The sequence below is a fragment of the Thalassorhabdomicrobium marinisediminis genome (assembly GCF_003072065.1).
In the GTDB taxonomy this organism is placed as follows: domain Bacteria; phylum Pseudomonadota; class Alphaproteobacteria; order Rhodobacterales; family Rhodobacteraceae; genus Octadecabacter; species Octadecabacter marinisediminis.
Map to the genome: position 1 here is coordinate 225,569 of NZ_QCYG01000007.1, position 20,844 is coordinate 246,412.

27 protein-coding genes and 1 tRNA gene are annotated in these 20,844 nt (G+C 60.7%); 11 read left to right on the plus strand and 17 right to left on the minus strand.

All coding sequences use genetic code 11. The annotated features are described in order from the left end of the window. Position 1 precedes the first annotated feature (1 nt). The 11 genes from DC363_RS12425 to DC363_RS12475 all read right to left on the minus strand — a co-directional run bounded on the left by DC363_RS12425 (position 2) and on the right by DC363_RS12475 (position 6,436). Positions 2-397 carry a P27 family phage terminase small subunit gene (locus DC363_RS12425; RefSeq protein WP_108641478.1) on the minus strand — a complete coding sequence of 132 codons (396 nt, stop codon included), beginning with the start codon at positions 395-397 and terminating at the stop codon, positions 2-4. Beyond that, positions 394-720 (minus strand): phage head completion protein, encoded by a 327-nt coding sequence (locus DC363_RS12430; protein ID WP_108641479.1) that lies wholly within the window; start codon positions 718-720, stop codon positions 394-396. The genes DC363_RS12425 and DC363_RS12430 overlap by 4 nt, the downstream gene beginning before the upstream one ends. Continuing rightward, positions 717-1,139 carry a DUF3168 domain-containing protein gene (locus DC363_RS12435; RefSeq protein WP_108641480.1) on the minus strand — a complete coding sequence of 141 codons (423 nt, stop codon included), beginning with the start codon at positions 1,137-1,139 and terminating at the stop codon, positions 717-719. The genes DC363_RS12430 and DC363_RS12435 overlap by 4 nt, the downstream gene beginning before the upstream one ends. Continuing rightward, positions 1,136-1,549 carry an HK97-gp10 family putative phage morphogenesis protein gene (locus tag DC363_RS12440; RefSeq protein WP_108641481.1) on the minus strand — a complete coding sequence of 138 codons (414 nt, stop codon included), beginning with the start codon at positions 1,547-1,549 and terminating at the stop codon, positions 1,136-1,138. Before DC363_RS12440 ends, DC363_RS12435 begins: the two co-directional genes overlap by 4 nt. Next, positions 1,539-1,832 carry a head-tail connector protein gene (locus tag DC363_RS12445; protein WP_108641482.1) on the minus strand — a complete coding sequence of 98 codons (294 nt, stop codon included), beginning with the start codon at positions 1,830-1,832 and terminating at the stop codon, positions 1,539-1,541. Before DC363_RS12445 ends, DC363_RS12440 begins: the two co-directional genes overlap by 11 nt. Further along, positions 1,829-2,347 (minus strand): hypothetical protein, encoded by a 519-nt coding sequence (locus DC363_RS12450; RefSeq protein ID WP_108641483.1) that lies wholly within the window; start codon positions 2,345-2,347, stop codon positions 1,829-1,831. The genes DC363_RS12445 and DC363_RS12450 overlap by 4 nt, the downstream gene beginning before the upstream one ends. Then, positions 2,344-2,688, minus strand: a complete 345-nt coding sequence (locus tag DC363_RS12455) for an HNH endonuclease signature motif containing protein (protein WP_108641484.1) — start codon at positions 2,686-2,688, stop codon at positions 2,344-2,346. Before DC363_RS12455 ends, DC363_RS12450 begins: the two co-directional genes overlap by 4 nt. A 129-nt stretch (positions 2,689-2,817) precedes the next feature. Then, positions 2,818-3,321, minus strand: a complete 504-nt coding sequence (locus tag DC363_RS12460) for a hypothetical protein (protein ID WP_108641485.1) — start codon at positions 3,319-3,321, stop codon at positions 2,818-2,820. A gap of 3 nt (positions 3,322-3,324) precedes the next feature. After that, entirely contained in the window at positions 3,325-4,896 is a 1,572-nt protein-coding gene (locus DC363_RS12465) for a phage major capsid protein (protein WP_108641486.1), read from the minus strand. Continuing rightward, positions 4,893-5,234, minus strand: coding sequence for a gene transfer agent family protein (locus DC363_RS12470; RefSeq protein WP_108641487.1), 342 nt, complete (start codon positions 5,232-5,234; stop codon positions 4,893-4,895). The genes DC363_RS12465 and DC363_RS12470 overlap by 4 nt, the downstream gene beginning before the upstream one ends. Further along, entirely contained in the window at positions 5,231-6,436 is a 1,206-nt protein-coding gene (locus DC363_RS12475; RefSeq protein WP_108641488.1) for a phage portal protein, read from the minus strand. Before DC363_RS12475 ends, DC363_RS12470 begins: the two co-directional genes overlap by 4 nt. Positions 6,437-6,609: 173 nt before the next feature. Here DC363_RS12475 and DC363_RS12480 point away from each other — a divergent pair, with 173 nt between their 5' ends. Further along, entirely contained in the window at positions 6,610-6,834 is a 225-nt protein-coding gene (locus DC363_RS12480) for a hypothetical protein (RefSeq protein WP_108641489.1), read from the plus strand. A gap of 13 nt (positions 6,835-6,847) precedes the next feature. Here the strand turns inward: DC363_RS12480 and DC363_RS12485 are convergent, their stop codons facing one another. From DC363_RS12485 to DC363_RS12495, 3 genes are all read right to left on the minus strand, one after another. Next, positions 6,848-8,410, minus strand: coding sequence for a DUF6538 domain-containing protein (locus tag DC363_RS12485; RefSeq protein WP_241962995.1), 1,563 nt, complete (start codon positions 8,408-8,410; stop codon positions 6,848-6,850). A gap of 90 nt (positions 8,411-8,500) precedes the next feature. After that, positions 8,501-8,575, minus strand: a tRNA-Val gene (locus tag DC363_RS12490). A gap of 20 nt (positions 8,576-8,595) precedes the next feature. Then, positions 8,596-9,087, minus strand: a complete 492-nt coding sequence (locus DC363_RS12495) for an HU family DNA-binding protein (protein ID WP_108641490.1) — start codon at positions 9,085-9,087, stop codon at positions 8,596-8,598. A 183-nt stretch (positions 9,088-9,270) separates the two neighbouring features. On the opposite strand from DC363_RS12495, the gene DC363_RS12500 reads away from it, so the two are divergent. Continuing rightward, positions 9,271-9,462 (plus strand): hypothetical protein, encoded by a 192-nt coding sequence (locus DC363_RS12500; RefSeq protein ID WP_108641491.1) that lies wholly within the window; start codon positions 9,271-9,273, stop codon positions 9,460-9,462. Between the two features lie 90 nt (positions 9,463-9,552). On the opposite strand, the gene lon is transcribed toward DC363_RS12500, so the two are convergent. The 3 genes from lon to tgt form a co-directional block, all read right to left on the minus strand. Continuing rightward, a complete protein-coding gene (gene lon, locus DC363_RS12505) occupies positions 9,553-11,979 on the minus strand; it encodes an endopeptidase La (RefSeq protein WP_108641492.1) in 2,427 nt (808 codons plus the stop codon). Positions 11,980-12,215: 236 nt separating this feature from the next. Further along, positions 12,216-12,791: a hypothetical protein gene (locus DC363_RS12510; RefSeq protein ID WP_108641493.1), complete on the minus strand. Its 576-nt coding sequence runs from the start codon at positions 12,789-12,791 to the stop codon at positions 12,216-12,218. Further along, a complete protein-coding gene (tgt, locus tag DC363_RS12515; protein WP_108641494.1) occupies positions 12,788-13,918 on the minus strand; it encodes a tRNA guanosine(34) transglycosylase Tgt in 1,131 nt (376 codons plus the stop codon). Before tgt ends, DC363_RS12510 begins: the two co-directional genes overlap by 4 nt. A 60-nt stretch (positions 13,919-13,978) precedes the next feature. Here tgt and rimK point away from each other — a divergent pair, with 60 nt between their 5' ends. From rimK to DC363_RS12560, 9 genes are all read left to right on the plus strand, one after another. Further along, positions 13,979-15,385, plus strand: coding sequence for a 30S ribosomal protein S6--L-glutamate ligase (gene rimK, locus DC363_RS12520; protein ID WP_108641495.1), 1,407 nt, complete (start codon positions 13,979-13,981; stop codon positions 15,383-15,385). Positions 15,386-15,481: 96 nt separating this feature from the next. Beyond that, positions 15,482-15,844 carry an SUF system Fe-S cluster assembly protein gene (locus DC363_RS12525; RefSeq protein WP_108641496.1) on the plus strand — a complete coding sequence of 121 codons (363 nt, stop codon included), beginning with the start codon at positions 15,482-15,484 and terminating at the stop codon, positions 15,842-15,844. A 43-nt stretch (positions 15,845-15,887) separates the two neighbouring features. Continuing rightward, complete coding sequence (locus tag DC363_RS12530) at positions 15,888-16,505, plus strand: MarR family transcriptional regulator (protein ID WP_241962996.1); 618 nt, start codon at positions 15,888-15,890, stop codon at positions 16,503-16,505. 46 nt (positions 16,506-16,551) lie between these two features. After that, positions 16,552-17,271 carry a DUF3307 domain-containing protein gene (locus DC363_RS12535; RefSeq protein ID WP_108641498.1) on the plus strand — a complete coding sequence of 240 codons (720 nt, stop codon included), beginning with the start codon at positions 16,552-16,554 and terminating at the stop codon, positions 17,269-17,271. A gap of 23 nt (positions 17,272-17,294) precedes the next feature. Next, positions 17,295-17,660, plus strand: coding sequence for a HesB/IscA family protein (locus DC363_RS12540; protein WP_108641499.1), 366 nt, complete (start codon positions 17,295-17,297; stop codon positions 17,658-17,660). A gap of 90 nt (positions 17,661-17,750) precedes the next feature. Continuing rightward, positions 17,751-18,485 carry a triose-phosphate isomerase gene (tpiA, locus tag DC363_RS12545; RefSeq protein ID WP_108641500.1) on the plus strand — a complete coding sequence of 245 codons (735 nt, stop codon included), beginning with the start codon at positions 17,751-17,753 and terminating at the stop codon, positions 18,483-18,485. Positions 18,486-18,677: 192 nt separating this feature from the next. After that, positions 18,678-19,115, plus strand: coding sequence for an SspB family protein (locus tag DC363_RS12550; protein ID WP_108641546.1), 438 nt, complete (start codon positions 18,678-18,680; stop codon positions 19,113-19,115). Between the two features lie 161 nt (positions 19,116-19,276). After that, entirely contained in the window at positions 19,277-20,668 is a 1,392-nt protein-coding gene (gene fumC, locus DC363_RS12555; RefSeq protein WP_108641501.1) for a class II fumarate hydratase, read from the plus strand. Continuing rightward, a complete protein-coding gene (locus tag DC363_RS12560; protein WP_108641502.1) occupies positions 20,665-20,844 on the plus strand; it encodes a DUF4169 family protein in 180 nt (59 codons plus the stop codon). Before fumC ends, DC363_RS12560 begins: the two co-directional genes overlap by 4 nt.

The following is a 20,844-nucleotide window of genomic DNA, read 5'->3' on the forward strand; positions in this document are numbered from 1 at the left end:
GTCACCGGACGTTCAGCGGGTTGTCGTCTTCGGCTTCGTCGTCACCAGCGCCACCAATACGGGCGCGGGAAACAGGGCTTAGGCCATACTCGGCGGCAAGCTGGCGGGCGGTTTGGGCCGCACGGTTCTGGACGCCAAACAGCTTGGGGTCGATATCACCAGAATTGAGGGCGCGGTTGGTCTCAATCTCGCGCACAACACCGCGCATGAGGCAGTATTCCTCCACGCCGCCAAGATCGGCTTTGGTGATAATCCGATCAGCGATCAGGCGCGGCATGATGCGCTTCCACTCAGCCTTTGCATATGGGCTGAAATAGCTTGGCACTGCCGGTGCTTTGGTCAGGGCGTCTTTCGACTTTTGGGCTTGGGGTTTGATCCCGCGTAGGTGCTTGCTCATAGCTGCACCTCATCTACAGCGTTCACACAGTGCAGTTCGATGCACAGCCGGTCGATCGGCAACACCTTGGCGATCCGGTAGGTGTAGCCATCGTGGATCAGGTGCAATTCAGTCGTGATCCAATCACAAGCCCAAAGACGAAACACTTTCCGGTCTTCGGTGCGTTCTACGCCAGAAAGAAACGCCTCGGCGCTCTCCTGCACCAGCTCTGCCCGCATGGTCTGTTCGTGCTGCCAAAGCACTTGCACAGCACCAGACGGCTGCACGGTTTCTGTCTTGCGCTCAAACTTGATCTGTTCGCGCATATTGCCTGCCCTGATCATGCCTGCCACCGGATCACCGCTTCAACGTCAAGAACGCCGTGTGTGTAGGAAAGCTCAGGCTGGGGGTCGCGCAGCCAGACCATGCGCGGCTGGTCCAGTTCGTCAATCTCAAAACCGGCCTGTTCGTCGCTCATGCCGATCAGCGCTTGCGAGACTGCAAACCCGATTGCCTTGGCTGTGTCGGCCCCGTCTTCGATTGCCCAGATATGCAGGTCTAAAGACACGCGCGCCAAATGCTGTGCGCCGGGTGCTTTGCCCAGATATTCTGTTGATGCACCGGCAAGGATTACACAGGGCGCTTTGTCGGGGCGCGTCGAACCACTGCGGATTTGATCAGGCTGCACAAGGGCAGTCACAGCCGGATCAGCGATCAGGGTGCTGCGCAGTGCCGTTTGCAGTGCGATACTTGGTTCGATCATGCCCCGCCTGCCTTCTTGATTGCCTTGCGCACAGCGGCTGCAATACGGCGCTGCACCTTGGTCTTCTTCAGCCGGAACGCAGGGCGCATGAATGGCTGTGCGTCGTGATGGACCGTGCCAAACTCTTGCAGGTGCCCGTGGCGCACGTCTGTGTTGCCCACCGTTACGGCGGCTTGGTTCCGCTTCATGGTCACGTTGCCACCACCAGCCGCATAGGGTGGCGTGGTGCCGTTGGGGCCGGTCACGGTGATGCTGCCCAGCAAGTCGCCATCGGCTTCCGGCACGAGTGTTTCCATTGCGTCTGCAATGTCGTGTGCGCCTTTCAAGAGTGCTGGTCGCAGGTCGTCTAGCACCTCTTGCGGTATTGCGTTCAAACGCGCCTCAAGGCGTTTGGAGCTATTATTGGGCATTGCCGGTCACGCTCTCTTTGTAGGGGGCGATCAAGTCCAGAACGCCGAAGGGAACAGCGGCAAGGCGCATGTCGCTAGCACCCTCACGCTGCACATACCAATACGCCGCAAGCTGCAACGCCGCTTCGGTCAGGGACACAGGCACTGGGTCGGCCAAGGGTGTGCCGGTGTGATTGCCGATCCACTCTTCGGCCACGTCCAGCTTGTGCTGTAACAAAGCGTCGTCAAGATCGTGCCCAAGGGTCAGTTGGGATTTGAGCAAAGTTAATGGTGTGTGGCTCATTGTGTGACTTCCTTCGGAAAACTTAAATTCTGTCTATCTTGTGCGCTGGTCCCCCCGCCGGTCCCCAAAGGTGCCGCAAAGTCTCGAACCACCCCCCGTCCGCTCTTGCCCAAAGGCTCAGCCAATGCGCGTTCTACAGGCCAGCCGCTTTCAAGCCGGTTGATCAAAGCGGCTTTGTTCAAACCGATCTGTTCGGCCCATTCCGCAATGGTCTGTGTGGTGCCTTGGTGGCTCAGTAGCTTTGCACCCTTGCCACGCTTCTTTGCGCCGATCAGCTCTTCGGGGGTTGGTGCTGTCTTGATCTGTGCGGCTACGGCTTCACGCACTGCAATGGGGTCGAGGTCTGCAAGATGGCACACCTGATTGAAGTCGGCGTTGGGCACCGTGAAATATGCACGTGCTTTGTAGGTCTCTTTGATCTTGGTGCGTTGGGCGCCGCTCAAGCGGGGGCCGTGCAGTGCGTCTTGCAAGGCGAGGTAAAGCACTTCGCGCCAGAGGGATGTTGCATCGCTCATTGGCTGCGGTCCTGCTTCTGTTTGTGCCGATCGTGGCAGGTCTTGCACAGCGGCTGCCAGTTGGACCGATCCCAAAACAGTTCCTTGTCGCCCTTGTGTGGAACGACGTGATCGACAAGCTCAGACGGCTTGCCGCAACCGGGCCACGCGCAGCGATTGTAAATAGCAAGGAAGGCTTTGGACGCCTTGCGCCACTCGTAGGTATAGCCGCGCTGTGAGGCTGTCGGGCGCGTCCGGTCATGACGTTTGTTCCGCGCACGGGTGCTGGCGATCTTGCAGGCACAGCGGGTGCCGTGGGGAATGATCTTGCCGCATGTGCAAAGGTGTGGTGGTCGGCTCATTGGTTGGCCGATCTAAGGCTTGCCTTGAGGCTGTTCAGGCGGGATCGGTCGAAGTCGGGATCAAGGCCAGCTTCGATATTGGCTTGGCGCTGTGCTGTGTCTGGTGCGCCGGTATTTGCGTCATGGTCATCAGCCGCCGTGAATGGCCTTCAGCTTGGCTGTGTGGCCTTCGAAGGCTTCTGTGATCTCTGGAATAGTTGCGGCCCAAGCGGTCTCTGGTGGCCAGCCAAGCCAGCCTGTTGCAATCCGGTAGAGGTCATTGAACAGGTCTGCCCATTCAACGGGTTTGGCCGGTGCTGTCGCTTCTGTTGGTTTTTCGGCAATATCGGGATTGGGCGTCAAAATGGCCTGAATGACGGCATATGCGGCTTTGATGGCGGCTTTCTGCACGTTTTTAAGTTTTGCACCTGCCATCGCACTCAGGATGTTGTGGGCGGCTGTGCGGTCTGTCGCGGCGCTGGTGATGATCTCGCGCAGCGTGGCGGTGTCGCCTTCGGCTACCTTCTTCAGCAGATTGGGAAAGCCGGTGTGCAGTTGTTCAAGGTGGGTTGCCGCACGCAAAGACGGGCGCAGGGCTACGGTGTTGCCACCGTAGCTTAGCGTGAACGTGTCATATGCGTGCGGCTTGATCATGGCTTAGGCCGCAACCTTCAACTTGATGAAGCGATCAGGATGCGTGAGGTCAGCACCGACGCGCTTGCGTGCGTGGAAACGAACCTGCCCGTTGGTTGCGAGGCTGTAGGGGTCGCGCAACGTGGTCAGGCCGACGCGATCAATGATGCGATAGCCGGACATATCGCCAAAGAGGATCGGCGAGGTGCCAGCGCCAATGTCGTCCATGTCTGGCATTTCGACAATCGGACGGCCCAACAGGGTTGCCGGTGCGCCTTCGCTGATCGGATCAATCACGAGGTAGCGGCCATTGCCGTCCTTCCATTGGCGCACAATCGAAAGCGTGTTCCGGTTCATCATCCAAACGGCGTTTTGTGCAAACGTGCTGGCGATCTTGTGGAACATCGCGATCAGGACATCAGCCGGGTTGGACGCGGGGAAGTTCGCGGCAACGCCTGTCTTGATCTCTTGAATGCCGGTAGCGGTCATAATGCCGTTTGGCTGGCCCGTGCCGGTGCCTTTGACAAATGACAGACCTTCAGTTTTGGCGAAGCTCTCTGCAAAGTCGGCCAGCAGTTCGCCTTCGAGGTTGTAAACGTTGTCCTCCAGAAGCGCGTTGGACACGTCTGTGAATGTCGCCAGTTCGTGCGGCGTCATGCTGACTTGCTCAAAAGTCATACCGGATGCGGTGCGGTTGCCTGTCTCAGTAACCCACGCGGCCTGTGTGCCGGTGAGCCGCCGGGGATACGTGATCGAGGGCGCTGCGATCTGGATCACTTTGGCGTAATTCCGGATCGGGGAAAACTCACGCAGCAATTTGATCAATTCAGAGCCAAACTGTTCTGGTGCGAGGTAGCCGCCATTGGCGTCTGTGCCGACGGTGAGGGCTTTGATCTCTTCGGGTGCCATACGTTCCACGCCACGGCGCAGGAAGTTGCCGAAGGCTTTGGTTTCGGTGTTGTCTTCGCCCTGGGTGATGTGGACGGCTTGCGGACGTGCGGCCTTGGCTTCGATTGCATCAAGGCGCTTTTGAACAGCTTCGAAAGCCTTAGTGTCGGCTTGGGGCGCGTCGTTTGCCACGCCTGCAACCGCGTCTGCGATCATCTGTTCGATTTCTTCTTTTTCCATGTTGGGTTTCTCCTGTGTCATGGGGGTGCCATCGGATTTGAGGGAAGTGATTTGCGCGTCCGGATGGCACGGAACGGCTACAACTGAGATTTCGTGAAGGGATAGAGCCGTGATATTCCGGCCCTTGGCATTGCGCGTGGCTTTCGTCGTCACGAACCCGATAGACAGGCCGGACACAGCCTTGCTGCGGATCATGGCGCGAACCTCGCGGGCGCGTTCAACGTCTTCGATCAACAGCTTGCCTTTGACGGTCAGGCCGGTGTCGTCTTCGGTGATTTCATCCCATACGCCGATCACTTGGCTTTGGTCGTGACCGAAGAGCATGGGCAAAGTGTCGGGTGTGGTGATTGCACCTTTTTCGATCACGTCACCGACGCGATCAGGCTTGCCGAAGGGCCATGCAATCCCGGTGATTTCGCCGGTATCTGTGACGGACAACGCCGCCTTAATTTCTAGGCGATCGCTCATTCTGTCGTTTCCTTGGTTTCTGGTTCCAGTGTGGGGTTGCCGCTCCATCGGGCATCAAGAATGTCGAGTGCGAGGGGGAACGTCTCTGCCATTGGCCGATCAACCGCGTAGGTGTCGGTTAAGGTCTTGGCCTGTTCTGGGACCATGCCGCCGCCGATCAGGCCAAGCCGGATGGTCTGGACGATATCGGCGTTGGAAAACTGCATGCTGATTGCGCGATTGTAGAGCGCACCAATGCCGACGCCTGCGAGGCGCTCAAGCTCAAGGATCATGGCGTCTGTCAGGGCAAAGGTGTGTTCGGTGTCACCAAAGAAGCCTGTGTGGGTGATATCGCTCATTCCGCGTCACCTTCGGTCTGTGCATCGCTCTGATTGGCCGGTGTGGTGATGTGGGGATTGTCCAAGGTGTTGCCGTCTTCGTGGTCGGGCATATTCAGGCCACGGCGCACCTCATTTCCTGTCATCGCGCCCATGCTGCGATACTGGCCGTAGGCTGTCGCACGGGTTGCATGATCCGTGGACAACAGGTCATCGGTGTTGAATTCGATGTAGGTTTCGGCTCGTTCTTCTGGCGTCAGCAGAACGCGGCTGTAAGCCCATTCCCAGCTTGCCAGCCACGGCTTCAGGCACAGGGAATAGAATTGCCGCATCATCTGTTCTGAGTTGGACCAAGTGCCGCGCGTCAGCTCGAAAAGCATTGTAGGCGGAATGCGGAATACACGGGCAATCTCGCGGATTTGTTCAACGCGGTTATCTGCAAACTGTGCATCGGCAAGGGTCATGGAAAGCTGATCGTAAGTCATGCCTTCATCAAGAATTGCGGTGCCGCCTGCGTTCTGGCCGGAATGGGTATTGAACCAAGAGGCCGCGACTTTCTTCTTGGCCTCTACGTCCATGCTCTTTTCAGATTTGATGATACCGGAAGGCCGCGCACCATTGGCAAACAGGCTGGCAATGTGCTTCTCGAATGCGAGGCTCAGGGCAATCGCTTCACGGCCCAGCGTGATCGGGGAAACGCCGCCAAAGGGCTGAACGTGCAGAATGTCGGTGTAGAGGTGGCGAACCTGTCCACCGTTCTCATAAGAGACAAGATAGACAGGTTCGCCATCGGGTTGCCGCTCTACCTGCACAGCGGCCGGATCAATCCGGTGCAGTTCAAGCGGCGTCCCTGCTGTGTCCCTCGTGAGTAGCGCAAATCCGCTACCCGTCATCAGGGCATCTGTGGTGACTTGTTCGCACAGGTCTTGCGCGCTGGTCCAAGGGTTCGCTTCACCGTGGATCAGACGGAAGGCCGGGTGATCTGCCAAGGCTTCCTTGGTGGTGCGATCATAGACTTTCACCGGCATGGTGCCAACTGTCTCGGCAATCAGACCCACTGCACAGGAAACGGCTGGCACACGCAACGCCGTGTTCGCTGATACTGTGATCCCCGTAGCTGTCGGTGCCACACCGAAAAGCCCGAAGGCTTCGGGATCGGTCAGTGAGACTGATTTTGTGTCAGCGGGTTTTGCGCCGAAGAAGGACTTGAGATTGAAGGCCATGTGATCCACAGGTTGCTAAGATGTGACATTTATATCACACTTTGGGGCGTCTGTGAATCCCTCATTTTTGTCGCCACGCCTATAGCAACGGCCACCGGAACCAGCCTTGCAGTTCAACGCTCAGAACCGTTAGCTTACAACGCGCACCATCTAACATTGGGGTTATTCAGATCATGGAATTAAGATGGCCGATCAATCTGGTTGGGATCGAGACTGACATAGAAGGCGATGTAGTCACCAAGGATGGTGAATACTTGGGACGCTGGCATTTTGATGAGAACGATGAGCCCTACTTCACCCCGGACGGTGAAAGCGACTACCTATTTTTCCACCCGTTTGTCCCGATGCTATGCAAGAAAATATTGGAATGGCATGAGGCCAAAGAACAGCAAAGTTAGCCTATAATGGACGTTAAGCGTTCAGCTTGAAGCTCGGCAACCGCTCGATCGCGTCCCTCTTCGTCTTAAGCGTCACGTCGCCGTAGCTGTCACCGGCTGTCTTACCTGCGTGGCCCTGTATCGCGTCCACTACCCGATCAGAGATTGCCAGTTCGCGGCACGTTGTCTTGAGCCTATGCCGCCAAGCGTGGTTTGGCTGTATCCCTTCCGGCGTCAGCTTGCTCTTGGTCAGCCACGATGCGAGCTGGTTCGAGATACGCACGGCTTTCGTGGCATATTCTGCGGGGTTCTTGCCGCCGTGAAACAACGGTCCAGTCTCAGCGGCCTGCACAAAGTCGGCAAACCCTTCGGCGATGATCTGTGAGTGCAACGGAATGTCACGGTATCCACCAGCTTTGACCGTGCCTGCGTCTGGCGTGATCCGGGCGATCCACATTCCGTCTTCGTGCCGGATATCCTCTTTGCGTAGCTGTGTGATCTCTGACACTCGTGCGCCTGTGAACGCACAGATGATCGGCACCCATCGCTTTGCGGCCACCAGCGCGGGCTTCTCACGCACATAGCCGTTCACGTCTGCATTGGGTTCATAGGACCGAGACGCCTTCAGCACCTTGACCGCTTCAGCATCGGTGTAGCCACGTTCCCGATTGAACACCCTGCGCGGCTTCGGCTGCTTTACGGTAAGCGCGGGGTTCTCTGGTATCTGATCGTTATCGACTGCCCACTGCAACAAGGTCCGGACTGTGGACAGGTAAACGTCGCTGACAGTCTTGGCACTCAGGGTCTTCATCAGGTGATCACGCCACGCCAGAACGTCTTTCTTGGTGATTTTAGCGGCGTTGTCGTGCCGTAAGAATTTGCGCAGGTTCTCAATCGCTGCACCTTGACGCCTACCGCCGTCTTTCATGAAACCGGCGCTCTGGCGCGTGTGCACGTAGTCGGCCCAAAGCTTCTTGATACTGACGTGCTGCGCAGGCTCTTCGGGCGGCTCTGCGTTCACGAGGATCGGCGCGGTGGGCGTGCCGGTGAAGTCACCTTCGTCGCGCTCTAAGACGCGTTCTAGGGCTTCATACTCGGCGCTACACAGCGCACGGGCGGCAATACGCCATTCGTCGCTGCCCTTCTCAGCGTCGAAGTTCCCTGCCCTGCGGAATTTCTCAAGTTCATTGCCAACAAGCGCGTCAAGCTCTTCGGTGCTGGCGCGGCCTGCTATGGCATCCCGAAGGCGCTGCACGAGAACATCATCAATGCCGCCAGATTGCGCCCAGCGTGGATCGTGGCGCAATTCATCGTCGAAGGCTAAGCGCCGGTTGTAGTGCGCCACGGCCATTTGGTCAGCGGCCAAAGGGTAGCGCGGCACGTCTGCCACATTGCCAGATTTGCGTTCAGCTTCCCCGATCTGGATTTGAAGCTGTGCAACAGCACCCGGCAACAGTTTGAGCGCTTGTCGGTAGTCACCGCCTAGCGGGGTCCGAAGTTCAGACTTGCCAACGATTCCACGCAGATCTTTCGGCACCACCAGCCGCGCGTGATATCGTCCAGAACGATTGATCAGGTGTCGGACTTTTCCGGCCATGCTCTTCCCCGTTTGTAACCAAAGTTGTAACCATCAAACGGACGTAGAGCCTTGCTTGCAAGGGTTTTCTTTTATTTCAAGGGGATAGGATGGTGGGTGATAAGAGATTTGAACTCCTGACATCTTCGATGTGAACGAAGCGCTCTACCACTGAGCTAATCACCCATCCGGGGGGTCAAATACCCCTAGTCGGCGGCTTGTGCAAGTGGGTCTTTTTCCGATCCGGCCACAGATTTCGGATGCCGGACCTTGACGGTGATCACCGTGGCGTTCGCCACGTCCTTCACCCGCTTGACCATGACCTTGCCGAGCGGCGGCACGGTAAGCTCTTCGCCCGCCGCAAGGCTGCGCCCCATGACCGCCAACATGGCTTCCACCACAGGTTTGACGTCCTTCTTTTTCAGCCCGGTTTCCGCGACGACGCGGTCGATAAGCTCGGGCTTCTTGATCGGGGCCTGGGCAAGGGTCGGGGTTACGTCCTCGACGACCGTGGTCGCAGGTGCCGAAGGCGCGGAGCGCGGGACGACCTTTGCCGCGGCCGGTTTCGCCGGGGTGGTCGCGGTGGGTGCCGGACTGGCGGCCTTGGGCGCGGTGGTCGATTTCGCGGTGGTCTTTTTCGCGGTTGTCGACTTCGCAGTCGTCGATGTCGCGGTTGTCTTACGGCTCCGGGTTGCCATCGCATCCTCCCATTCGGGCGCTGAATTGTGCGCGTTTGCGAAACAATAGCGGCACAATTGCCGCTTTCCCACGGAAAACTCACAGAAACTTGTAGCCTGATGCATTCGCGCTATGTTTGGCCTTGTCGGAGGAAAAATCATACCTTCGGCATCGAAAATCTGTACTTGACCTGGGGGTTACCTATGAAAAAGACGTCCCTTCTCGCCGCGAGTTTCTTCGCAGTTTCGACCATGACCGCCACGGCAGGCGGCCTGAGCGCGCCGGTCATGGAGCCGGTGGTCATCGTCGAAGAAGTGGAAACCGCATCCGACACCAGTGGGCTTTTGCAGTGGATGATTCTTGCTGCGGTCATCGTTGCTGCCACAGCGAACTGATCCACGACCCATCGACAACGAAAAGGACGCCGAAGTTGCCTTCGGCGTCCTTTCTTGTTTCAGCGACCTGCGGCGCACCGCAGACGGGGGTCAGTGGGTGACGGCCCCTGCCCCATCGTCAGAGCCCTTGCGCAAGGCGGCTTCCGCCGCTGCGGCGTCTTCCGCTTCCTGATCCCATTCGATGGGCTCGGGCTTTTTGGTCAGCGCATGCTCCAGAACCTCCGAGGCATGGGTCACGGGGATGATCTCCAGACCTTCCTTCACGTTGTCGGGAATGTCCGCCAGATCCTTCACGTTCTCCTCGGGGATCAGGACCGTCTTGATCCCGCCCCGCAGCGCGGCGAGCAGCTTTTCCTTCAGCCCGCCGATGGGCATGGCGTTCCCGCGCAGTGAAACCTCACCGGTCATGGCGATGTCCTTGCGCACCGGAATTCCAGTCAGGACCGACACGATGGCCGTGGTCATGGCCAGACCCGCCGAGGGACCATCCTTGGGCGTGGCACCGTCGGGGACGTGCACGTGGATGTCGAGCTTGTCGAACTTCGGCGGCTTCACCCCGATCTCCGGCGCGATGGAGCGCACGTAGCTCGAAGCTGCGTCGATGCTCTCTTTCATCACGTCGCCCAGCTTGCCGGTGGTCTTCATCCGACCCTTGCCCGGCAGGCGCAGCGCTTCGATGTTGAGCAATTCGCCCCCGACCGAGGTATAGGCCAGCCCGGTGACGACACCCACCTGATCCTTTTCTTCGGCCAGTCCGAACCGGTGCTTCTTGACGCCCAGGAAATCCTCGATGTTGTCCTCGGTGACGATGACGGTCTCGGCTTCCTTCTTGACGATCTTGGTCACCGCCTTGCGGGCCACCTTGGCGATTTCACGCTCGAGGTTCCGCACCCCGGCTTCGCGGGTGTAGTAGCGGATGATCGCGGTCAGCGCGCTGTCGTCCAGCGTGAATTCGCTGGCCTTCAAGCCGTGGTTCTTCATCACCTTGCCCAGCAGGTGCTGCTTGGCAATCTCTCGCTTTTCGTCCTCGGTGTAGCCTGACAGCGGGATGATCTCCATCCGGTCCAGAAGCGGGCCGGGCATGTTGTAAGAGTTCGACGTCGTCAGGAACATCACGTTCGACAGATCGTATTCCACCTCAAGGTAGTGATCGACGAAGGTGCCGTTCTGCTCGGGGTCCAGCACTTCGAGCATGGCGGACGCCGGGTCGCCCCGGAAGTCCTGACCCATCTTGTCGATTTCATCGAGCAGGATCAGCGGGTTCGTCGTCTTGGCCTTCTTGAGCGCCTGAATGATCTTGCCGGGCATGGAGCCGATATAGGTCCGGCGGTGGCCGCGAATCTCGCTCTCGTCACGCACCCCACCCAGAGAAATGCGGATGAACTCACGCCCCGTCGCCTCGGCCACGGACTTCCCGAGCGAGGTTTTACCCACACCTGGAGGGCCGACAAGGCACATGATCGGGCCTTTCAGCTTCTTGCTGCGCTGCTGCACGGCAAGGTATTCGACGATGCGTTCCTTGACCTTTTCCAGACCGTAGTGGTCGTTGTCGAGGATCTCTTCCGCGCGGCCAAGGTCCTTTTTGGTGCGCGATTTCTTGCCCCACGGGATCGACAGGATCCAGTCGAGGTAGTTGCGCACGACGGTGGCCTCGGCGGACATGGGCGACATGTTCTTGAGCTTTTTCAGCTCGCCATCGACCTTTTCCTGCGCTTCCTTGCTCAGCTTGGTCTCGGCGATGCGGGCCTCAAGCTCGGCCACTTCGCCTTCGCCCTCTTCGCCGTCGCCCAGCTCCTTCTGAATGGCTTTCATCTGCTCATTCAGATAGTATTCACGCTGGGTGCGCTCCATCTGGGACTTCACGCGGGTCTTGATCTTTTTCTCGACCTGCAGCACCGACATTTCGCCCTGCATCAGGCCATAGACCTTCTCAAGCCGTTCGGAGACGGACAGCGTTTCCAGAAGATCCTGACGCTGGTTGACCTCGATCCCGAGGTGTCCGGCGACCAGATCGGCCAGCTTCGCAGGCTCGTCGGCTTCGGACACGGCGGCCAGAGCCTCTTCGGGGACGTTCTTCTTGACCTTGGCGTAGCGGGTGAACTCGGTGGCGACGGACCGGGTCAGCGCCTCGATCGTCGACATGTCGCCGGGCATCTCGGTCAGATATTCGGCCGAGGCCTCGAAGAACTTGTCGTTCTCGTGGAATTCGGTGATCCGCACACGGGAAATCCCCTCAACCAGCACTTTCACGGTGCCGTCGGGCAGCTTCAGCAGTTGCAGCACATTGGCCAGCACCCCGGCCTTGTAGATGCCGGATTCGTCAGGGTCGTCCACGGCCGGGTCGATCTGGCTTGACAGCAGGATCTGCTTGTCGTCCTGCATCACCTCTTCCAGCGCGCTGACGGATTTTTCACGGCCCACGAACAGCGGCACGATCATGTGGGGGAACACCACGATGTCGCGCAACGGCAGAACGGGGTAGGATGAACTCAGAGGTTCGCGGTTGATGTCAGACATGCTCTTTTCCTTTATTGGCAAGCTGGCGGGTCCCTCTTTGAGGCAACGACACCAGCTCCGGTCTTTCGGTTACTAGATGTGGGGGGTCTTTCGCCCGCTTTCAACCAGTTGTCCGGGATTGACAGTCATGGTGCCTGTGTGGGCCGCCTGCTGCAAGGCAGCATTCTGTCAAATGTGGGGATAACGCGAAAAATGCAACCTGTAACCGCCCATCGCCTGCGGATTTGGCGGCGATGTCACTTGGCACGGGTCAGCAGCGCCGCGCGGGTCACGAATATCAGGCCCCGCTCGCTGGTGATCTTGGTCTCGCCGATCAGAACGATGCGATCGCTGAAATACGGCAGAACGGCCACGATCCCCGAGGTGCTGTCGCCGACCTCGAACATCCCGCCCAGTTGCAGCAGGCGTTCCGGCCCGCAGGGCGTCTCAGAGACCGCATCGGCGATCCAGGGGGCCTCAACCGTGTCGAAGATGTCATCGGCCCGGTCCACATCGTAGAAAACGCCCGTCGATGTCAGGGTCAGGCTGTCGTCCTCAAGCGCGGCGCGCGGTGCTTCCTCCCCGGCCGGGGCTACTGCGGTGGCGATCCGGCCCGTCGCGTCGATGATGACATGGCCCAGGGTTTGCCGCACCTGTGAGAGGGTCTCCCCCTCGGCCGAGACGGCCCCCTCGAGCTGCCAATCGCCCGCAATCGTGCCCAGCACCTGTGATCGGTCCAGAACGCCGCAAAGGCTTTCCGCTTGCGCGGCACTCGCGACGACGATGGCGAAAACCGGCGCGAGGATGCTGCGTGTCGTGATCTGTCCCATCATAGCGGTTCGATATCCCCCTGCGCGCGACCTGCGTGGAACGCGGCCTCCCACTCGGCGAAGGTTCCGGCGGCGATGGCGTCGCGCATGCCCTGCATGATGTCCTGAAAATAGGTCAGATTGTGCCAGGTAAGCAACATGCCCGAGATCATTTCCTGCGCGCGGAAGACGTGGTGCAGATAGGCGCGCGAGTAATTGCGGCAGGCGGGGCAGCGGCAGGCTTCGTCCAGCGGGCGCGGATCGTCGGCGTGGCGGGCGTTCTTGATGTTCACCACCCCCTGGCGGGTGAACAGCTGCCCCGTGCGGCCCGAGCGGCTAGGCAGAACGCAATCCATCATGTCGATCCCGCGTTTCACGGCCCCCACGATGTCATCGGGCTTGCCCACGCCCATCAGGTAGCGCGGCTTGTCCACGGGCAGCTGGTCGGGCGCGAAATCGAGGCAGTCGAACATCGCCTGCTGCCCCTCGCCTACGGCCAGACCGCCCACCGCGTAGCCGTCGAACCCGATGTTTTGCAGCGCCTCGGCGCTTTCAGCGCGCAGGTCCTCTTCGAGGCCGCCCTGCTGGATGCCGAACAGCGCGTGACCGGGCCGGTCGCCAAAAGCCTCACGGCTGCGTTCGGCCCATCGCATGGACATGCGCATCGACTCTTCCAGCCGTGTGCGGTCGGCGGGCAAGGCCGGACATTCGTCAAAACACATGACGATGTCGGAGCCCAGCAGCCGCTGGATCTCCATCGAGGTTTCGGGGCTGAGGAAATGTTTCGACCCGTCGATGTGGCTGCGGAAGGTCACGCCCTTCTCGGTCAGCTTGCGCAGCTCCGACAGGCTCATCACCTGAAAGCCGCCGGAATCGGTCAGGATCGGGCGGTCCCAGTTCATGAAACGGTGCAAGCCCCCCAGGTTGGCAATGCGCTCGGCCCCCGGACGCAGCATCAGGTGATAGGTGTTGCCCAGCAGAATGTCCGCCCCGGTCTCGCGCACGGATTCGGGCATCATCGCCTTGACCGTCGCCGCCGTGCCCACTGGCATGAAGGCCGGCGTGCGTATATCGCCCCGTGGCGTGTGGATGACACCCGTGCGGGCCTTGCCATCTGTGTTTTGCAAATCAAATGAAAACGTGTTTGTCATGAAAGCCTCATACCTTGCGCGTCTTCTAGGCCCAAGGCGGGCACAATAAAAGGGCAGGATATGAGTGAAGACGGAATGATCAGACTGGGGTGGGAAGAATGGCTGGGGCTGCCGGACCTTGGGTTGCCGACCATCAAGGCCAAGGTGGACACTGGCGCGCGGACCTCGGCGCTGCATGCGTTCGATATCGAGACCTTCGGCCCGGCCACCAAGCCCAAGGTGCGCTTTGCAATCCATCCCGTGCCCGGACGCGAGGATCTGACGATCCCCTGCTCAGCGCTTGTGGTCGACCGGCGCGAGGTGACGTCCTCCAACGGCGAGACCGAGATGCGCTATGTGATCGAGACGCTGCTCGACGCGGGGAACGGGCAAAGCTGGCCGATCGAGGTCACGCTCACCGATCGCGGCGGCATGGCCTCGCGCATGTTACTGGGGCGGCAGGGTCTGCGTGAAGACGTGATCGTGCAACCGACCGAACGCTTCCTTCTGCCCGAGCGGTCCTATGACGTCTATTCCGCCAAACGCATCAAGGCCGTCACCCCCAACCGCGCCCTGCGCATCGCGGTTCTGAGCCGTGAGCCCAACAGCTATTCCACCAAACGGCTGGTGCATGAGGGCGAGGAACGCGGCCACAGCGTCGAGATCATCGACACGACGCGCTGTTACATGGCGATCAACGCGCTGGCCCCCGAGGTGCATTACGACGGCAAGCGCCTGCCCCGCTACGACGTCGTGATCCCGCGCATCGGCGCCTCGATCACCGCCTATGGCACCGCGGTCCTGCGCCAGTTCGAGACGCTGGGCACCTATTGCGTGAACGGCAGCGCGGGCATCACCGCCAGCCGCGACAAGCTGCACGCCCATCAGGTGTTGGCGGCGCAGAAGATTGGCATGCCGACCACTGCCTTCGCCGCCTCCCCCAAGGACACCAGCAACCTGATCGGCCTTGTGGGCACCGCGCCGCTGATCGTCAAACTGCTGGAATCAACGCAAGGCAAGGGCGTGGTTCTGGCCGAGACGAAGAAAGCCGCCGAGTCGGTGATCGACGCGTTCCGCGGCCTCAAGGCCAACTTCCTCGTGCAGGACTTCGTCAAGGAAGCCAGCGGCGAGGATATCCGCTGTTTCGTCGTCGCCGGAAAGGTCGTGGCCTCCATGCGGCGCAAATCCTCGGGCGATGATTTCCGCTCGAACCTGCATCGCGGCGGCACGGCCGAGAACGTGAAGATCACCCCGTTGGAGCGGCGCACGGCGGTCAAGGCCGCGAAAGCCTTCAACCTCGGGCTGGCCGGCGTCGATCTGCTGCGCTCGAACGACGGGCCGAAAATCCTTGAGGTGAATTCTTCGCCCGGGTTCGAAGGCATCGAAGCGGCCAGCAAGATGAACCTCGCCGGACAGTTGTTCGACCACATCGAAGAGCAGGTGCGCCCCGCTCCCCTTAAGCCGAAGCGGCGGAAAACCAGCAAATAGGTGGTGCGGTCGGGGTCCAAATCGTCGCACGCGCGGACCTTTACGCCTGTGCGGCTAATCCCTATATGTTCTGTCAGGAATTAAGGAAGCACTGTCATGAATGACCAATCCGCGCCTATGGAAGGCACTCCGATGATCCAGCCGTCAAGCACGGATCACCCGCTTTACGACAATATCGTCGAAGCCTGTCGCACGGTTTACGACCCTGAAATTCCAGTGAATATCCATGATCTGGGATTGATTTACACCATCGACATCAATGAAGAAAGCGACGTCAAGGTTCTGATGTCACTGACCGCCCCGGGCTGTCCGGTCGCCGGTGAGATGCCGGGCTGGGTGGCCGAAGCGATCGAGCCTTTACCGGGGGTGAAGTCCGTTGACGTCGAACTGGTGTGGGAGCCGCAGTGGGGCATGGACATGATGTCCGACGAAGCCCGCCTTGAACTGGGCTTCATGTAGGCAAGCCAGATGACTTGCTTTTGCCGTCTGAAAGCGATATAGCTTGCCTGATAGAGGAGGCAAGATGTCGATCTGCGTGCTCACAGGTGATATCGTCGGATCGACCGACCTGCCCGCTGCGCAACGGCGACAGGTGATGGCGATTCTGGAAGATACATATGGACTGATAGCCCGCGACGGTGCGGGCTTTTTTGACACCTACCGGGGCGACGGCTGGCAGATGGCGTTCGACCGCCCCGCCCTCGCCCTGCGCCTTGCCCTGTTCATCCGGGCCAGCTTGAAAGAGGCTGCCGATACCTTCGAGACCCGCGTGGCCATGGCCACAGGGGACGGAATTATCTCCTCTCTCGATCTGCAGTCCGCGCCGTTCATTGCCTCGGGCCGCGCGTTGGATGCCATGCCGCGCGACGTTCTTTTCGCCCATGCGGACGGCGGTGCGCTCCATGGGGCGGCCCTGCTCGCCGATCACATCAGCCAAGGCTGGACGCAAGCACAGGCCCGCGCGATCCGGCCCTTCCTGCACCCCGCCGCGACCGTAACCCAAAAGGACGTGGCCGAGGCCACCGGCGTCACCCGCCAAGCCATCGGTCAGGCGTTGGAGGCGGCGGGCTATGGTCCGATCTCGAAAGCGCTGTCCGCCATCGAAGAGCAAGCAGAATGACTTTCCAATCCATAATGCAAGCACAAGACCTTGCGAAGGCGCACCCATGATCGAGACCTTCACCGCCCTTCTGTTCGCCCATGTGGTCGCGGATTTCGTGGTACAAACCCGCACGATGGTGCAACAAAAGTCCGGTTTCGCCATGATGGCCCTGCATGCGGCTCTGGCACTGGCCACGGCCCAAGCCGCCACAGGGCACCTGACGGCCCCGGTGCTGCTTGCCGTAACGGCCGCCCACATCGCCATTGACCTGCTCAAGACCCACGGCGGGTTTCGCAGCTTCACCGCTTTCATGATCGATCAGGCGGCCCATGTTGTCACCCTCGGGATCGCCGCGGCCTACGCCCCCGATCTCTGGGCCACGGGGGTCTGGGCCGGCGCGCCTTGGCTGCTGCCGCTGATGGCCCTCGCCTCCGGCCTCATCGTGACCCTGCTGGCCGGACAGCACGCGATCGCCCTGCTCATGCGGCCCCACGGGACACGCATTCGCAACAACGGATTGCGCGACGGCGGGCGGCAGATCGGACTGCTGGAACGCGGCCTCATCTTCCTGTTTCTGCTGACCGGCCACCCCATCGGCGCGGGCGTGTTGATCGGCGCGAAATCGATCCTGCGCTTCGGCACGGCCTCCCGCGACCAGCGCACGGCGGAATACGTGATCATCGGCACGCTGGCGTCTTTTGGCTGGGCCATTGTGGCGGCCTTGCTCACGCAGGCGGCGCTCGGCCTCCTCCCGCCCCTTGAGATCACGCGGCCCGCATCCTAGATAGGCTTCAAAGGAGACCGCATATGTTCGGAATTCCCGGCAAACAGGCTGTGACCATCACCGATAGGGCCGCCAGCCAGATCGCCAAGCTCATGGCCAAGGACAACACGCAAGGTCTGCGGATCGGCGTGAAGAAAGGCGGCTGCGCGGGGATGGAATACACCATGGACTACGTGTCCGAGGTGGACCCCCTTGACGAGGTTGTCGAGCAAAACGGCGCGCGGGTGATGATCGCGCCCATGGCGCAGATGTTCCTGTTCGGCACCGAGATCGACTATGAGGTGAGCCTGCTGGAATCCGGCTTCAAGTTCCGCAACCCCAACGTCACCGAAGCCTGCGGCTGCGGCGAGTCGATCAAGTTCGACGAAAGCCTGGCCTCGAAAGGCTGACGCCCTCCGGTCCCCGCCCCGCATCTGCGGGGCTTTCTAATCCGCAGACAGGTTGCTAAACGGTCCCCGAACCAAAGGGGAGACGGGGACATGCGCAAACTGATTGCCGGCAACTGGAAGATGAACGGAACCGCGGCCGATCTGGGCGAGCTGCGCACTCTGGCCCAGCAGCACCCCGACCCCAGTGTTGATATCGTCATCTGCGGCCCGGCCACCTTGCTCAGCCGGATGGCCGAAACGGGGCTGATGATCGGGGGCGAGGATTGCCACCCCGCCGCGTCTGGCGCCCACACCGGCGACATTTCCGCCCCCATGCTTGCGGATGCGGGGGCAAGCCATGTCATCACCGGCCATTCCGAGCGGCGCAGCGATCACGGAGAGGATGACGCCCTGATCGCCGCCAAGACACAGGCCGCGTGGGCTGCCGACCTGCACGTGATCCTTTGCATCGGTGAGAGTGAGGCCCAGTACCGCGCGGGCAAGACGCTCGACGTGCTGCGCCGCCAGCTCGACCACTCGGTGCCTGACGGCGCCACTGCCGCGACCACCACCATCGCCTATGAGCCGATCTGGGCCATCGGCACCGGCCTCACCCCCACCCCGCAAGAGATTGCAGACGTGCACAGCGCCCTGCGCGCCCATCTGACCGCACGCTTCGGCGAGGACGGCGCGCAAATGCGCCTGCTTTACGGCGGCTCGGTAAAGGCGTCGAACGCGGCTGACATCTTCGCGCTCGACCACGTCGACGGCGCGCTGGTTGGGGGTGCCTCGCTCAAAGCCGCCGACTTCTCGCCCATCATCACCGCGCTGGAACAGGCGCGCTGACCCCCGCTTCTCTGGTTCCCAAATACCTCATCCCACCGGTTACGCCGAGCACCCGGCCCCCGGTATTTTCGCCACCGGTTCCGATTCCGCCCCTTTAATCCGGCCTCAAATCCCGTATGCTGGCCCCATCTTTATTCAGGAGCTTTCCCGCCCGTGTCCATTTCATCGCATACCATCGATTACGGGAACCTGATGCACAAGGCGATGCGCAGCCTGATCCAAGAGGTTCTGACCGACGTCGCGGCAAAGGGTCTTCCGGGCAATCACCACTTCTTCGTGACCTTCGACACGATGCACCCGGACGTCGAGATCGCCGACTGGCTGTCGGACCGCTATCCCGGAGAAATGACGATTGTGATCCAGCACCAGTATGAGGGGCTGGACGTGGGCAATCAGGGCTTTGCGATCACCCTGTCCTTCGGCGACCAGCCGGAACCGCTTTATATCCCCTACGACGCGATCAAGACCTTCGTGGACCCGTCGGTCGAGTTCGGCCTGCGGTTCGAGACGCAGGACGACGACGCTGAGGATGCGCCGGTTGAGGAGGCTCCGATGGAGGAGATGGCCGCGCCCGAGGGCGAGAACCGGCAGGACGCCGAGGTCGTCTCCCTCGACCAGTTCCGCAAGTAACTGCGACGCGCCGGGACACAGCAGCCTTCCAGCCCCGTCACACCGGCCAGTTGAACCTGCAGCGGCAAACCCGCAGCGCCCACCGCAAAATCCAAGCCAAACGATTGTGATGCACAGGCGGTCGCGGTAAGCCGGTGCAACCGCAAGATCTGGAGAGTCCCATGACCGACACCCGCACCGAAACCGACAGTTTTGGCCCTATTGAGGTTCCCTCGGACCGCTATTGGGGCGCGCAGACGCAACGCTCCTTGATGAACTTCCCCATCGGCTGGGAAAAGCAGCCCGTGGCCATCGTGCGCGCGCTTGGCGTGATCAAGAAAGCCTGCGCCATGGCCAACAAGGCCAGCGGCAAGCTGGACGCGAAACTGGCCGACGCGATGATCGAGGCCGCGGGTGAGGTGATCGAGGGCAAGCTCGATGATCATTTCCCGCTGGTGGTCTGGCAGACCGGATCGGGCACCCAGTCGAACATGAACGCCAACGAGGTGATCTCGAACCGTGCGATTGAAATTCTGGGCGGCGAGGTCGGCTCGAAAGACCCGGTTCACCCCAACGATCACTGCAACATGGGCCAGTCGTCCAACGACACTTTCCCCACCGCCATGCACATCGCCGCCGCCATGACCGCGCGCGACGTGATGCTGCCGGGGCTGGAGAAGCTCGCCTCCGAGCTTGAAGCCAAGGCCGAGCAGTTCAAGGACATCATCAAGATCGGCCGCACCCATACGCAGGATGCCACCCCGCTGACCCTGGGGCAGGAGTTCTCCGGCTATGCCACGCAGGTGCGCAACGGCATCGAACGGATCAAACTGGCGCTGCCCGGCATCTACGAGCTGGCCCAGGGCGGCACCGCCGTGGGCACGGGGCTGAACACGGCCAAGGGCTGGGACACCACTGTCGCCGCCCACATGGCCGAGATCACCGGCCTGCCCTTCGTCACCGCGCCCAACAAGTTCGAAGCGCTGGCCGCCCATGACGCCATGGTGTTCATGTCCGGCGCGATCAAGACTGTCGCGATGGCCTGCTACAAGATCGCCAACGACATGCGGTTCCTGGGCTCCGGCCCCCGCTCGGGCCTTGGCGAATTGATTCTGCCCGAGAACGAGCCAGGATCCTCGATCATGCCCGGCAAGGTGAACCCGACGCAGGCCGAAGCCCTGACGCAGGTCTGCGCGCATATCCTTGGCAATGACGCGGCGATCGGCTTTGCGGGCAGCCAGGGGCATTTCGAGCTCAACGTCTACAACCCGATGATGGCCTATAACCTGTTGCAATCCATGCAGCTTCTGGGTGACGCGGCGGACAGTTTCACCCAGCGCATGCTGGCGGACACGCAAGCCAACGAAGAGCGGATCGAGAAGCTGATGAAGGAATCGCTGATGCTGGTGACGGCATTGGCCCCGGAAATCGGCTACGACAATGCCACCAAGGTCGCCAAGACCGCCCACAAGAACGGCACCACCTTGCGCGAGGAGGCGGTGAAACTGGGCTTCGTGGACGAGGAAACCTTCGACCGCGTGGTGCGCCCCGAAGACATGATCGGCCCGAAATGAGCGAGATCGTGAACCTCAACAAGGTGCGCAAGGCCCGTGACCTGACCGCGAAAAAGGCCGAAGCCGACCTCAACGCGGTCAAGTTCGGCCGCACCAAGGCCGAGCGGCTGGCCGAAGCCGCGCTTGAGGCGAAAGCCAAGGCGCGGCTGGATCAGTTGAAGTTCGAGGACGAGTGA